This window comes from Thermoanaerobacterium sp. CMT5567-10, from assembly GCF_030534315.2.
Taxonomy (GTDB): domain Bacteria; phylum Bacillota; class Thermoanaerobacteria; order Thermoanaerobacterales; family Thermoanaerobacteraceae; genus Thermoanaerobacterium.
In genome coordinates, this window is record NZ_CP130558.2 from 1535666 (window position 1) to 1550238 (window position 14573).

Below are 14573 nucleotides of genomic sequence, written 5' to 3' on the forward strand. Positions count from 1 at the left end.
ATAAATACCTTCCTTTTCGTGATTTGTATTTTTATTTAAAGCTCTCTCTTAAAGCCTCCTCCATTTCTTCCCAAAGCTTTAAGTCTTCCTCAGCCGTTTCCTTATCGACTATACTTATAGCGACACCGGCATGAACCATTACATAATCTCCAATTTTCACACCTGGAACCATAGATATGGAAACTCTCCTCTTTAATCCATTTAACTCCGTTTCAGCCACATCACCATCAATTTTTACAACCTTTTGAGCTACAGCAATACACATAATCACACCTCCAATTTATAATTTGCTATAACTGCTTGTCCTAGGGCTATACCTCCATCGTTGCAAGGTACCATACTATTTGAATATACGGAAAATCCTTCTTTCGATAATTTATCTGTAATATTCTCCAGTAGATATTTATTCTGAAAGCTACCGCCGCTTAATACTACTTTGTCTATTTTGTAATTTTCTCTCAGCCTCAATGCTATATCTACAGTAAACTCTACTATTGTATTATGAAATCTTGCCGATATTATTCCTTTGCTTATGCCTTTTAAATAATCAGAGTAAACTTGTCTTAAAATACTTGATGTGTCAACAATGTAGCCATCTACATTTGATATTGAATAATCATAATGTGATAAATCACTTTCTATGATGCTTTCAAGCTCCATAGCTGCCTGCCCTTCATATTTTACAACATCTTCAAGTCCAATAAATGAAGCAACGGCATCAAATAACCTTCCAATGCTGGAAACCAATGGTGCATTCATTTTTCTATCCATCTGCATATTTATAATTTCAATTTCTTTAGGATCGAACCTTTTTAAATAGTCACCATAGAAGGACATGTCATCCTTTATAAATCCTATAGAAGTCCTGTAAATTTTTTTTATTGCAAGTTCTCCACCTGGTAAAAAGTTGTATTTTAAATGTCCAGCTCTCACAAAATCTTTTAAATCAGCAATCAAAAATTCAGCTCCCCATACATTGCCATCTGGTCCATACCCAGTGCCATCATATGCAAAACCAATAACCTTATCAGAAATTCCATGTTCCGCCATGCAGCTGACTATGTGTGCATGGTGATGTTGTGTATATATTACTGGTAAATCTAGAGATTTTGCAAACTGTGTTGACAAATACCCTGGATGCATATCACATGCTACATATTTTGGTTCTGCCTTAAAGAGCTTGATATACTTTTTAATTTCATTCGTATAATACATATATGTTTTACTGTTGTCCAGATCACCTATGTGGTGGCTTAAAAATGCATAGTTGCCTTTAGTTAGGCAAAACGTATTTTTATAATAACCACCAACAGCAAGTATCGACTTAAGATTGTCCTTAAATAATATAGGCTGCGGAGCATACCCTCTGGAACGCCTTATAACTCTTTCACTTTTAGCCTTGTATGATGTAACCGTATCATCTATTCTGTTTACAATGTCTCTGTCATTTAAAAGGAAACTATCAGCAATATTTTTAAGCCTCTCTAAAGCCTCATCATTATCTTTGCATAATGGTTCTTCGCTGATATTTCCGCTTGTCATTACAATTGGGAAATCTATATATTTAAACAAAAGATAATGTATCGGTGCATAAGGAAGCATCACACCTACACTGTCAAGACCGTCACTAACACCTTCAAACTTGTATTTCTTTTTTAAAAGTACGATAGGTCTTCTTTGATTTTTCAATATCTCTATTTCATCATGGCTTAGATGACAATACCTTTTTACAGCTTCTACATCTTTCATCATAAGTGCCAGTGGCTTTCCATATCTGTTTTTCCTATCTCTAAGCCTTAATACAGCCTCACGTGATAATGCATTTACAGCCAGATGAAAGCCGCCTATCCCCTTTATAGCCACGATTTTTCCATTCCTTAAATCTTCAGCAACCGCCATAATGGGATCAATATTCATGCTTTCGCCAACATATTTAAGGGACGGTCCACAATCGTAACATGCTACAGGCTGTGCATGAAACCTCCTATCTAACGGATTTTCATACTCGTCTCTACACAATTTGCACATGGGGAATTTCTTCATGGACGTCTTTGGCCTGTCGTAAGGTATATCCTCTATAATAGAAAATCTTGGGCCGCAATTTGTACAATTTATGAATGGATAATTATATCTCCTGTTTTTTTCGTCCATCATCTCACTTACGCATTCGTCGCACACACCCATGTCAGGAGAAATCGGCACAAATCCCTCATCCGCCTTGCTTGACTTTATGCTAAAACCTTTATATCCCATGACATCACAATCTTCTATGGCTATCTCGTCTATTTTTGAAAGCTTCGGAGGATTTTCTTTTAATTCCAGTACAAACGCATCTATGTCATCCTCATATCCCTCTACGTTAATGTAAAGGCCAGACGATGTGTTAAAAACGATGCCGGACAGATTGTGTTTTAATGCCAAATTGTACACAAACGGTCGAAATCCTACACCTTGAACGATCCCTTTAATGTTTATTTGCTTTGCACGTATTCGCTGTATTTCTCTTTCAGCCATTTTGCTAGCACCTCAAAGCCTTCTCCAGTCCTTGCTGATACTTCAAAAATCTCCGCTGTATCATTCAGCGTCTTTACGCCATCGTAAAAATACTGCTTATTGAAGTCAAAATACGGCAGCAAATCTATCTTGTTTATAACGACAGCTTTCGCCTTTGAGAATAGGAGAGGATATTTGTAAGGTTTATCATCGCCTTCTGCAACATTTGCCATAGCCAGTTTAAAATCTTCACCAAGTTCAAAATCTGAAGGGCATATTAGATTTCCTATATTCTCTATGAATAATATTCCGCCTTTAAAATCAATGCTTGACAAGGCTTTGTTTATGGAATTAGCGTTTAAATGGCATGCCCCTCCTGTATTTATCTGTACGACTGGTATATTTCTTTCAACCATTTTACGGGCATCTATATCTGATGCCACATCACCTTCTATGACACCACACGGTATATCCATGTTTTCTATAAGCTTCAGTATGAAACTGGTTTTCCCTGTCCCTGGTGAACCAATTATATTTACCATCATAATTTTTCTTTCGTCTTTTATTCTTTTGTTTTCTTCAGCGATATTGTTGTTTGCCTCAAGTACATCTTTAATAATCTTGATTTCCATTGAAATTACACTCCTTATTCAACATCAATACTATCTATATAAAGTTCTTTGCCTTTCTCAATCAAAACACCACTGCTTCCGCAATAGGGACACTTAAATGTAAAATTTCCCCTATTATAAATCATGCCGCAACTGCGGCATTTAAACTCTGCTTTTACTTTTTTAAAATTAAGTTTAGCACCGTATAAAGGAGTTCCTTCACTTAAAACATCAAAGTAAAATCTAATGCTTTCTTCTTCAAATCCTGTTAATTCACCAAGCACGATGTTTATCTTTGTGACCTTATTGACATTTCTCTTCTTTGCTTCATCTGAAACCATGTTTACGATGCTTTCAGTTATTGATAATTCATGCATTTAAGCACCGGCTTTCTCAGAATCATCGTGTTTTTCCAGATGAATGTTGTACTTTTTGTCTGTACAGCTTCTGTAATGCACATCAAGCTTTAAACACTTTTTAGGACACTTCTCTACACATACGCCGCACAGAACACACTCAAACGGATTGTACTCCCAAACACTGGTTTTTCTGTCAACCTTTATGCAGTTTGATGGGCACACTCTCTGGCACATGCCGCAAAAAATACACTCATCAATATTGTTTTCCAAATGACCCCTGTTAATATCAAAAGGCTTTCTCTCTTCAAATGGGTACATGCGAGTTACTGGCTTTCTAGACAAATTAGAAAAAACGCTTTTAAGCATATCCAACATTTCAATTACACCTCTTTCCTGGTTGTGTTTATCTCTCTGTGCAACTGATACAAGGATCAATTGTCAATATCAATACAGGCACATCTTGCAATTGAGATCCAGGAAGTATTTTTAAAAGAGCAGGAATATTTGCAAAGGTAGGTGTTCTTATGCGAAGCCTATCCAAAAATTTTGTGCCATTTGATTTAATGTAATACACAACTTCTCCTCTTGACTGCTCAAGCCTAGATATAACTTCCCCTGCTGGCGGATTGCCTTTTACAGGAACATTAATATCTCCTTCAGGCATTTTACTCAAGGCCTGTCTTATAAGATCGATTGACTGAAATATTTCTTTCATTCTGACAAGATTTCTTGCATAACTGTCACCGCTCTTTTCTACAATCGGTTCAAAATCAAGGTATTTATAAGCTGCATAGCCGGTAGTCCTAAGGTCCAGATCCACACCACTTCCCTTAGCCATAGGTCCAGTAGCACCAAGCTCATATGCTTCTTCTTTCGTCAAAACACCTATGCCTACTGTCCTCTCTTTTACCGTGTAGTTATTCATGACAACATCATTGATGTCTTTAAGCTGCTCTTCAACATCGTCTAATTCTCTAAGTATCCATTTAGCCTGATCACTGCTTATATCTTTTCTTACACCTCCTACTATATTTACTGAAATAATTACTCTGTTCCCGGATGTGGCTTCTAGTATGTCCATTATCTTCTCGCGAATCTTCCACGTCTGCATAAAGAGATTTTCAAAACCAAACGCATCCGCAAAAAGACCAAGCCACAAAAGATGGCTGTGTATCCTGTGAAGTTCTGCCCAAATTGTCCTCAGATATTCTGCTCTTATAGGAACCTCTATACCCATCAGTTCTTCTATTGCCTGGCAATAATCCTGTCCATGCATACAACTGCATATACCGCATACCCGTTCTACTACGTACACCATCTGGTTAAAGTCCTTTTTTTGCGCTAAAGTCTCTAATCCCCTGTGGACAAAGCCAAAAGCCGGATATGCTTCAATAACCTTTTCATCCTCCACCACAAGCTTTAGGTGAATCGGCTCAGGCAAGACAGGGTGCTGCGGTCCAAACGGTATAGTTCCTTTTTCACTCATTCTTACCACCCTTTTCTCTTCTTATTATCTCTATATCAGCCTGCGGACTTATTGGTGAGCTCTCTCCCAGCATCAAATTGCCGCCAAAATCAACAACAAGTCCATCGAATTCTACACCAAAAAGTTCTTTTATCTCATTTTCTACCAACAGTGCACATGAATAAACATCGGATACACTGGGCACATTTTTACCATCTGTTACAATATGGATATTATCCAAATCATACCCTTTAGCAAAGGTATATATTATTTTAAATTGTCCTTCTAAATTCAAACAAGTTTCTGTGACAAATCTGTACCCATCATCATGGTATTTTTTCACTTCTTTTTTAAGGTTATCAACAGTCACTTCTCTGCTATTAACAATCATGAAATTCACTCCTAACCTAAGCTTTTTGCCGAAACTATTACTTCTCTACGAGAATATTTATCCTTCAAAATCTGCGCAGCTTTGTAAAGCCCATCTATCATTGCCTCAGGTTTTGCCGGACATCCCGGAATATAAACATCTACTGGAATTACTTTGTCAATGCCTCCTAAAACATTGTAGCAATCTCTAAATATTCCTCCGCTGCATGCACATATTCCTGCCGCAACAACTACCTTCGGCTCAGGCATCATATCGTAAACATTTTTAAGCACATCTTTATTTTTTTCATTTACTGTGCCAGTTACAATTAAGATATCAGCGTGCTTTGGATTACCTACATTTACCATTCCAAATCTCTCCATATCGTAGATCGGGGTCATGCAGGCAAGCACTTCTATATCACAACCGTTGCAGCTTCCACAGTCATAATGTACAACCCATGGTGATTTAGAAAATGACTTTTTTACAAATTCCTTTAATCCCATATTTTATCACCTCGATACAAAATACAAATATCCGATATTTACCACTGTAAAGACAATGCCTACAATCCAGCTAAAACTAAGCATCCATTTCAGTGTCATCCTTGCAGATATATTATCTACAATTATATCTAAAAACAATATTAAAAGAGAAATCAAAGCTCCAATTATAAGATTTTGAGACCAAAAAATTGCTATCATTGAAAGTAATAGCACAAGTTCATACCAATCAGCTATTTCAATAAGTGCTAAATAAGGTCCAGAATAATCCGTCAAAATACCTCTTACAAGCTCTTGATGTGCATGCTCAGATGTTGAAAAATCAAATGGAGATTTTTTAATCTTTATATCCAGAACAAGGCACAACACCAAGAATATAAGTGGCAAATCCAGCAACAACCTTCCGTGTGACATAATGCTCTTAAGGCTAAAACTTCCAGATACGTAGTACATTCCAATAAGCACAAAAATCAGGAGAGGTTCATAGGCCAACATCTGCATCAATTCCCTCTGTGCTCCTACTTGACTGTAAGGTGATCTTGTTGCCAAAGCACCTACGATGTAAAATACAAGCCCTATAGACATTATAAAAATTATCATTAGCAAATCAGCTTTGATTGCAAAAAAACCTATGCTTAAAATAGCCGACAGCAAATATATATATGCTGCAAATATCTGGAAGTCATTTACTATCATCTTCTCTTTAGAAAGCAATTTTACAACGTCATAAAAAGGTTGTAATACAGGTGGACCATACCTGCCTTGAATAAGCGCAGTCACCTTTCTGTCCAATCCTGTTATAAGTCCGCCTATTATCGGCGTCAAAACAACTGCCGCCGCAAAAACTAAATAATCTGACCACGTCATAGCAATATCCCTCCGAAAATAGCCAGTATCAAAATAAGCGAGATGTAATTCATGTATTTCGTCATCAAGGCTTCATTTATGATACTTGGAAGATAATAATTTTTCACATCATAGCCATTATTTGAGTCATCGTAATTAAGCCCAGCCTCGTATGGCTTTGTCTGAACTATATCATGGGAATTCTTTATGGTTAAAAATGCTAAGATAACGGCTAAACCTATGGCAAAAAATACTGGATATATGGAAAACCCTCCAAGGTTGCTTTCAAGGTATCCTGCTGCAGCTTTTACAGAAATCGACATCTTCAGCATGTTTATCTCAGGTTTAACAATGGCATTAAAAAGCTGTGTAACAGCCAAACTCAATACAATCGCTATCGTAACTAAACTGTACAAAGCAAATCTAATGGTTAACGGTTGTTTTTCTACAAAGAATTTGCTGTTACGACCTTCAGACAAAATATTTCCAATCCATCTTGTGTAGTACATAACTGTTACTGCACTGCCAATTATTAAAAGCAAAGCAACAACCAAATTTTTTGATGCAGCTTCTATTGCCATCCACTTGCTTAAAAGCATTCCAAATGGAGCAATCATTAATGAAAGAATGCCTATAAAAGTGATAATCGTCGTAACAGGCATTTTTGTAATAAGCCCCTTCATGTCCTCGATGTCACGGCTGCCGATATTTTGCTCAATTGTTCCAACACACAGGAACAAAAGCGCCTTTGATACAGCATGGAATATTAAAAGCAAAATCGCTGCTGTTATAGCACTGGACGTGTTGATTCCAATACTTGATATCATCAAGCCCAAATTTGCGATTGTGGAGTACGCAAGTATCTTTTTTGCATTGCTTTGGCTTAATGCCAAAACTGAAGTTGCAATAAATGTAAATGCTCCATATAATGCTATGAAACCACTTAAAGTAGTTCCTCTAAATGCAGGTGCAAGCCTTAATATAAGGTATATAGCAGCTTTCACCATTGTACTTGAGTGCAATAGCGCAGATACTGGTGTCGGTGCTACCATCGCTCCTAAAAGCCAGCTTTGGAATGGCATTTGAGCTGCTTTAGTAAATGCAGCCAGAACCATAAAGAATACTGGAATTAAGAGGATATAAGAACTATTTGTCTTTAATAGAGCATCCAGTGTTATTATTCCTGTATACTTATAAAGGATTATAATACCTACTAACAAAGAAAAACCGCCTAACATATTAATCCACAATGCTTTAGACGCATTTCTAATCGCTTCTTCTGTCTTATCATGAGAAATAAGCAGGAATGATGATAATGACGTTATTTCCCAGAAGAAATATATCCACATTAAATTATTTGAAAAAATTATGCCATTCATAGCTCCGATAAATAAAAGAATAATGGCAAAAAACCTAGATTGTCTTGATTTAGTCAGTTTCTTTTCTTCTTCATGATGATCCATGTAGCCAAATGCATATACAGCAATTATAGGTCCTACTACTGAAACTACCAAATTCATAATTATTGATAAGTTGTCAATGTAAAATGTATTTACTTCTTGTTCCTTTAGCATAAATAGTTCAAAAAATGCAAGTGGCAATATTTGCAGTATTGCAAAAATTGCAATTTTAGGTTCTTTTACTTTAAAGGATATATATAATGTATAAAGCAGCAGTAAATAATCGCCAACTTTTATCAGTTTATCAATGATTCCATAAAATGAAGTGTTTATTGCCGTTGGCACATTTACAACTTTTAACACTGCCAATGCACTTAATAAAACAATTACCAGTGTAGCTGAAACAATTGTCTTTCTAGCCAGTGACTTGCCAGTTGTAATGGTTATCAAGCTCATTACAATAGGAACTATTATGCTTATTAAAATTAGATCACTTGACATGCTTTCACTCCTTTACAATTACATACAATGCATATTATATATTGTATACAAATTCATGTATCCACTTTGATTATAAATCCAAATAAATAATAAGTCAATTGTATTTAATATTAATTAATTTTGTTTATTATTTAACAATATTTCAATGTTTTTTGTAATTTAAAGCACAATAAAACGGCAGAGAATAACAATTCCCTGCCACTATTTAGCACGCTTTTTCAACATTTTTGCCATTTAATATTCCTCTTAAATATTCGCCAGATATCGTTTCTTCTTTAACCAATATGCTTGATATTTCATTTAGCTCATCTATTTTATCTTTTAATAAATCTTTAACTTTTTTTTCTTGTTCTTTTATTATCCTATTTACTTCTTCATTTACTTTATCACCTGATATATCATCTTTGCTGATAATGCCCAGATTTGAAAGTCCCGTAAATACTATCTTCTTTGCGATATCTACCGCTTGCTCAAAATCATTTGCCGAACCAGTGCTTCTGCTATTTAAGATTAGAAGCTCTGCAGTAGTTCCTCCTAGTGCTACCATTATTTCATTTTCCAACTGTTCTTTTGTATATATTAATGTATCGTCTTTTTCAGTCTGTCTTACAAAACCTAGGGCTTTTCCTCTAGGCACTATTGTAACAGTAGCCACAGAATTAGGATTGACAATCTCACCAACTATAGCATGTCCTGCTTCATGTATTGACACTCTCAATATCTCTTCTTCAGTAGGTTTTTTATCAGTTTTCTCACCAAGTATAACTTTGTCGACTGCTTCCTGCATATGTTTCTGCATTATTTTTTCTGACCCATCCCTCATTGCCAAAATTGCAGCTTCATTGCAAAGACTTTCAAGGTGAGCACCCGAAAAGCCAAATGTATCTTCTGCAATTGCCTCCAGATTTACATTTTCATCTAATGGTTTGTTTCTTGTATGAATCTTCAATATCTGAAGTCTGCCGCTTTTATCTGGCAGGTCAACACTTACCTGCCTGTCAAATCTCCCTGGTCTAAGTAAAGCAGGGTCCAGCATGTCAGGTCTGTTTGTGGCTGCAACAACAAGAATATTTATATCATTATCACTTTTTATTCCATCCATTTCAACAAGAAGCTGATTTAGCGTCTGGTCGTACTCATGATGGCTCTCATTTGTACCCCTTTTCGCCCCAAGAATATCTATTTCATCTATAAATATTATTGCACTGTCTTTTTGTTCTTTTTTTGCCAATGCTTTTGCGGATTCGAAAAGTTTTCTGACCCTCTGTGCACCAACACCTGCATACATCTCAATGAATTCACTTCCAGATGTAGCTACATAGCTAGAGTTAGTGTATTTAGCAGCCGCTTTAGCAAGCAGAGTTTTGCCTGTTCCAGGAGGTCCGCTTAAAAGTATGCCTTTAAGTGGCCTTATGCCCATCTTTTTGATTTTATCCCTATTAATCACAAAATCCAGTGCTTCTTTTAATTCTGATATAGCTGTACTCTGTCCCCCTATATCATCAAACGATACGCTTGTATCAGGATTTACGATTTTTCCGGAAGTACTTAAAAGTCCTTTGTTTTCCAGTATAAAACTTAAGGCAAAAATCATTATGCCTATTATAACAATCGGCGTAATATCAATGCCCAAAATAGCGGCAAAAATGACTAAAGCAATTGAAATACCTATAAGTATTTCTTTAACCATTTGGTTATTCCCCCTTTGTATTGCGCGGTATTATCTTGTACAAATAATTTTGGCCATCATAGATACTTAAATATATATTATTTTCATCGATGTAAATATTCGTTTTTGCACCTTTATCACTGCCATTTTTGTCTACAATCTTGCTCATTTCTATATAATCACCATTTTGAATGGCCTGATATATTGCAAACTGGTCCTCATAGTAGATATTATTCAATTTATCATTGGGATTGTCAATTATCTTCATCTCAATTTTAACCGGATATTTATTGATTATCTTTTCAATGCTTGTATAAGCAGTCATAAGGTTATCTATTTTTGAAAGCTTAATATTCGCAATATAACCGCTATTTCCAATAATTACATCAGCAGATTTAACATATTCAGAAGATTTAATATCATTAGATATCTTTTCTGGCAAAATGCGATTCTGATATAGATTAAATCCTCCTAATAGAATACCCAGCGCTAAAGTCACTGTTACTATGACTATCTGCCATTTTAATTTTGAAAACATCATATCCCCCCTCTATAGCGGCATGATATATCATATTATATCATAAAATATATACTCGGACAATACCACAATAAAATAAATCAATAATCAGATAGAAAAAGACCTTAACATTCATATTTAATTTGATTAATATCATTCATAATACTATAATAAGTTAATAATATATAATTATAGTACAATTCTTTTCTAAAACTTAATGTATAAAATTTACAAATCATATTGAGGAGAGTGAACATCGTGAGGATAGCTGCGACATTGACAAAAGAAGGATTGATTTCTAAATTGCCTGATGGACCATATATTGTCATTTTTGACACAGAAAAAAAAGATGCAGAAAAATACGACAATCCAGGTTTTACTCTAAAAGAAGGAAGAAGAAGCGCTGTAGTAGATCTATTTATAGATAAAAAAGTAGACACAGTCATAACAATTCCTGAATCCCTTTGTGACATATCTTACGGAAAAGCAAAAAGTAATGGCATTAGATTCATAAGGCTTAATGAAAGTTTACCATATGAAGAAGTGATAGAAAATTTACAGGCATATCTAAAGAATACAACATCAGACATACCTGAAGATGAACTATTTAAAAGAAGATAAAAATTTATGGAGGCATTAAATTTACATTGCCTCCATTCTCTACTACAAAACATTCACATTAGCGTATCGGTTTTACTTTTTCTGATGCTTTTTTCGCAAGTTCCATATAATATTTTGCCTCAGGATCATTTATAAACGCTACAGGCAATCCAATATCACTTTTCTCCCTTATCTTTATCTCTATAGGAATCTTCACAAGCACATCTGTATTTAACTCTTTTGCCAGTTTTTCTGTTTCGCCTTCTCCAAAGATACTGTACCTTTTATGACAATCAGGGCACTCAAAATACGACATGTTCTCCGCTATACCTATCAAATCTATGTTCACCTTTTGAGCCATATAAGCAATTCTTCCTGCTACATGGGATGCAGATGCTTGTGGCGTCGTCACAAGCAAAAACTTTTGCTCTGGTATTTTTTGCATTATTGTAAGAGGTATGTCCCCAGTACCAGGTGGCAAGTCAATTATCATGTAGTCAAGGTTTCCCCAATAAACGTCATTCATAAACTGCTCAAGTACTCCTCCTAAAAGTGGGCCTCTCCAAATAAGGGGCGTATCTTCATCTGCAAAATTCCCCATAGATATCACTTTGATGCCGTATTTTTCAATCGGCAATATCGTATTCTCATCTAAAGCGTATGGCCTTTCGCCTACTATGCCTAAAAGACGCGGTATGCTAAAGCCTAAAACATCGGCATCAATTAAACCCACTTTATAACCCAATCTTCCCAGTGCAACAGCAAGATTTGCAGAAACAGTTGATTTCCCAACACCGCCTTTACCACTTCCTACCGCTATCACACGAGTTTTCTCAAATAAAGGTACTTTACCCTGATTCATGCTGTTTGCAAGTTTCTGCCTTTCCTCTTCTGTCATGGCACCCATGTTGACTACCACATCATCAACACCTTCAAGATTTTTAACCTTATTTATTACATCCTCTTTTATGCTGTTTTGAAGTGGACATCCTTTAATAGTTAACTTTATGTCAATTGTAACTATATTGCCATCTATATTAATATTGTCGACCATGTTAAGGTCTACGATGCTTCTTCCTATTTCAGGATCGTAAACATCTTTTAGCACATTTAAAATTTGTTCTTTTGTAATCAAGCATATACCCCCTAATGGTATTTTGTTTTCAATACTTATATTATAATATATAATCACAATAAATAGAATACCCTTAAAATCATTTTTTACAATGATTATTTTATAAATAACTATAAAATAGATAAAGTAAGAGTAATTCTTGACAATAATAATATCATATTTATAGAAATAAAAGATATGAATAACGAGGAAGTGATACACATGATGTTGAAAAAAGCAACCACTTTACCTCAAAATGTACAAGATGTTTTAAATAAAATGTTGGATCATCAGGATTATTCTTTGGTTAGCAGTAACGGATTATACTATATAATAGCTACAAGAGGTGAAATGCGTACATCAGGTTACTCAATAAATATTGATGATGCTAAAATAATCAAAGATTCTGATGATACAACATTAGAGGTAAATGTATCATATGTGAATCCAGCTAGAGATTCTTACGTTTCTCAAGTTTTGACGTATCCACATGATGTAAAAAGTTTTACATATGACGGCAAAATCACGAAAGTAATAATAAATACAAAAGTAGGTCGTAATATTACAAAAGTAAACTATATTAAAATGTGAAAACAATTACCAAATTAATATTGAAATTTTTGTTAAATTAGATAATTGAATAAATTATTGTATTAATATATGATTAAAGTATAATACTGCAAGGGGGAATTATAAATGAAAGAATTTAACGTCTATTTAAATTCAATTGATAAAGTCAAGAATTTCGTAGAAAAGATGTCAAAATACCCTTTTGATATTGATATTGTATCCGGACGTTATGTTATCGATGCAAAATCAATCATGGGAATCTTCAGTTTAAACCTTGAAAATCAACTTACAGTAATACCACACACCGAAGATGAAGAAGCCTTGTCAAAATTCTCTGATGACATAAAAGAATACATAGCATAGCACAAAGGCAGTTATAATTTATAAAAGCGTAGACTATCTACGCTTTTGCTTTTATATTATTGGTGGTGGTGTGGGTCCTTTTGGTATAGCTATCTGCCCTGTTACCGCATCTATGTGCATAAGCCAATAACCCATGTCACCAGCGTTTCTCATATTTTCTTTTATAGGGCACCAGTATACAAATCCTGTCATCCCTCCAAAAGGCTGATCTGAAAGAGTAAATAATCCCGGCATACCATAGACGATATATTTAAGCTTTCCATTATCGTCATTTACAAAACCAACCAAATAGTGGTCATAAAAGCCATTCCTATAGCCTGTATTAATCTTCCACCATCTGTATCCGTCTAGATTGTTCTCAAATGGATGCACTTCATCAAGGTAGTTGACAATATTATTGACGTATTCCTTTAAATATTTTACGTATCCACTATTTTCTTCGTTTCCATTAACCTCATAACAATTGCTTTTTTTGACATCTTGTGTATGTTCATCAATAAACTTCTCTTCGCTTTCGCTGTTTGTATTGGATGCATCTTCCGCTTCAAAACTATTAACAGGTTGGTTGCCAACGTCATTTTCTTCTGGCTCAACTTGAATTTCAACTTCATCTTCTTGGGTTTTCTCAGTGTAAGACTCCGGCAAGACATCAATATTATTTTCATCTTTTTCGGTTTTATCATTGCCTTTTTCTTCATCATAATAAATTTGCTCCTTATTTTTTTCATCACTTTCATTGCTTTTTACCAATTTTTTATAAGTTGCTTTCCAGTTAAATCTAGTCTTGTCTATGACGCCTGAAAGAGGTATCAATTTATTGCCATTATCTGCCTCAACAAATGCTACAGCTAAATCATCAAACTTCACACCTGAGCCAAGTACATCATTTGTATCAAAAGACCATTCTGCACCACCTCTTCCTTTATCGTCAACTCTTACAGCACCAAATTCAATTAATTTTGGATTTTCGCCAATTTTTAAAAATTTCACCGTATACGAATAGCTTGGATCAAGGTTTTGAAGCGATGCAGTAATTCTGCCTCTGCCGCTTATGGATTCTATTTTAAGATAACCTGTTATTTCTTTATCTTTTAAAAGTGATGCACCTCTCTCATCAGGTTCCAGCATTATATACATTCGCTTATAAATGTCCTTTCTTAAAGGCATTTTAATATCCCCCTTATTTCAAATA

17 protein-coding genes are annotated in these 14573 nt (G+C 35.0%); 3 read left to right on the plus strand and 14 right to left on the minus strand.

Annotated features, from left to right (window positions below):
• Positions 1-31 precede the first annotated feature (31 nt).
• The 12 genes from Q2T46_RS07935 to Q2T46_RS07990 form a co-directional block, all read right to left on the minus strand.
• The gene (locus Q2T46_RS07935) at positions 32-265 is read right to left on the minus strand and encodes a HypC/HybG/HupF family hydrogenase formation chaperone (protein ID WP_303263460.1); all 234 of its coding nucleotides are present in this window, start codon (positions 263-265) and stop codon (positions 32-34) included.
• Positions 266-267: 2 nt separating this feature from the next.
• Positions 268-2514, minus strand: coding sequence for a carbamoyltransferase HypF (gene hypF, locus Q2T46_RS07940; RefSeq protein WP_303263459.1), 2247 nt, complete (start codon positions 2512-2514; stop codon positions 268-270).
• Entirely contained in the window at positions 2472-3125 is a 654-nt protein-coding gene (gene hypB / locus Q2T46_RS07945) for a hydrogenase nickel incorporation protein HypB (RefSeq protein WP_303263458.1), read from the minus strand. Before hypB ends, hypF begins: the two co-directional genes overlap by 43 nt.
• Before the next feature lie 14 nt (positions 3126-3139).
• On the minus strand, positions 3140-3481 hold the full coding sequence (hypA, locus tag Q2T46_RS07950) for a hydrogenase maturation nickel metallochaperone HypA (protein WP_303263457.1): 342 nt from the start codon (positions 3479-3481) through the stop codon (positions 3140-3142).
• On the minus strand, positions 3482-3838 hold the full coding sequence (locus Q2T46_RS07955) for a 4Fe-4S binding protein (protein WP_303263456.1): 357 nt from the start codon (positions 3836-3838) through the stop codon (positions 3482-3484).
• 28 nt (positions 3839-3866) lie between these two features.
• Positions 3867-4949 carry a nickel-dependent hydrogenase large subunit gene (locus Q2T46_RS07960; RefSeq protein ID WP_303263455.1) on the minus strand — a complete coding sequence of 361 codons (1083 nt, stop codon included), beginning with the start codon at positions 4947-4949 and terminating at the stop codon, positions 3867-3869.
• Positions 4942-5319, minus strand: a complete 378-nt coding sequence (locus Q2T46_RS07965) for an NADH-quinone oxidoreductase subunit C (RefSeq protein ID WP_150201120.1) — start codon at positions 5317-5319, stop codon at positions 4942-4944. The genes Q2T46_RS07960 and Q2T46_RS07965 overlap by 8 nt, the downstream gene beginning before the upstream one ends.
• Positions 5320-5330: 11 nt before the next feature.
• The gene (locus Q2T46_RS07970; protein ID WP_013296687.1) at positions 5331-5804 is read right to left on the minus strand and encodes an NADH-quinone oxidoreductase subunit B family protein; all 474 of its coding nucleotides are present in this window, start codon (positions 5802-5804) and stop codon (positions 5331-5333) included.
• 6 nt (positions 5805-5810) lie between these two features.
• Positions 5811-6668 carry a respiratory chain complex I subunit 1 family protein gene (locus Q2T46_RS07975; protein WP_303263451.1) on the minus strand — a complete coding sequence of 286 codons (858 nt, stop codon included), beginning with the start codon at positions 6666-6668 and terminating at the stop codon, positions 5811-5813.
• Complete coding sequence (locus tag Q2T46_RS07980) at positions 6665-8548, minus strand: NADH-quinone oxidoreductase subunit L (protein ID WP_303263449.1); 1884 nt, start codon at positions 8546-8548, stop codon at positions 6665-6667. The genes Q2T46_RS07975 and Q2T46_RS07980 overlap by 4 nt, the downstream gene beginning before the upstream one ends.
• Positions 8549-8753: 205 nt before the next feature.
• Positions 8754-10238, minus strand: a complete 1485-nt coding sequence (locus Q2T46_RS07985; protein ID WP_303263448.1) for an AAA family ATPase — start codon at positions 10236-10238, stop codon at positions 8754-8756.
• A gap of 4 nt (positions 10239-10242) precedes the next feature.
• Positions 10243-10755 carry a hypothetical protein gene (locus Q2T46_RS07990; RefSeq protein WP_311062214.1) on the minus strand — a complete coding sequence of 171 codons (513 nt, stop codon included), beginning with the start codon at positions 10753-10755 and terminating at the stop codon, positions 10243-10245.
• A 237-nt stretch (positions 10756-10992) separates the two neighbouring features.
• Here Q2T46_RS07990 and Q2T46_RS07995 point away from each other — a divergent pair, with 237 nt between their 5' ends.
• Positions 10993-11355, plus strand: a complete 363-nt coding sequence (locus Q2T46_RS07995; RefSeq protein WP_303263446.1) for a hypothetical protein — start codon at positions 10993-10995, stop codon at positions 11353-11355.
• A 58-nt stretch (positions 11356-11413) separates the two neighbouring features.
• Here Q2T46_RS07995 and Q2T46_RS08000 read toward each other — a convergent pair whose 3' ends face one another.
• Positions 11414-12469, minus strand: coding sequence for an Mrp/NBP35 family ATP-binding protein (locus Q2T46_RS08000; protein WP_303263445.1), 1056 nt, complete (start codon positions 12467-12469; stop codon positions 11414-11416).
• A 177-nt stretch (positions 12470-12646) separates the two neighbouring features.
• Between Q2T46_RS08000 and Q2T46_RS08005 the strand changes: the two genes are divergently transcribed.
• Positions 12647-13039: a protease complex subunit PrcB family protein gene (locus Q2T46_RS08005; protein ID WP_311062215.1), complete on the plus strand. Its 393-nt coding sequence runs from the start codon at positions 12647-12649 to the stop codon at positions 13037-13039.
• 105 nt (positions 13040-13144) lie between these two features.
• Positions 13145-13381 carry an HPr family phosphocarrier protein gene (locus Q2T46_RS08010; protein ID WP_013296679.1) on the plus strand — a complete coding sequence of 79 codons (237 nt, stop codon included), beginning with the start codon at positions 13145-13147 and terminating at the stop codon, positions 13379-13381.
• A gap of 51 nt (positions 13382-13432) precedes the next feature.
• Here Q2T46_RS08010 and Q2T46_RS08015 read toward each other — a convergent pair whose 3' ends face one another.
• Complete coding sequence (locus Q2T46_RS08015) at positions 13433-14548, minus strand: hypothetical protein (protein WP_303263443.1); 1116 nt, start codon at positions 14546-14548, stop codon at positions 13433-13435.
• Positions 14549-14573: the final 25 nt, after the last annotated feature.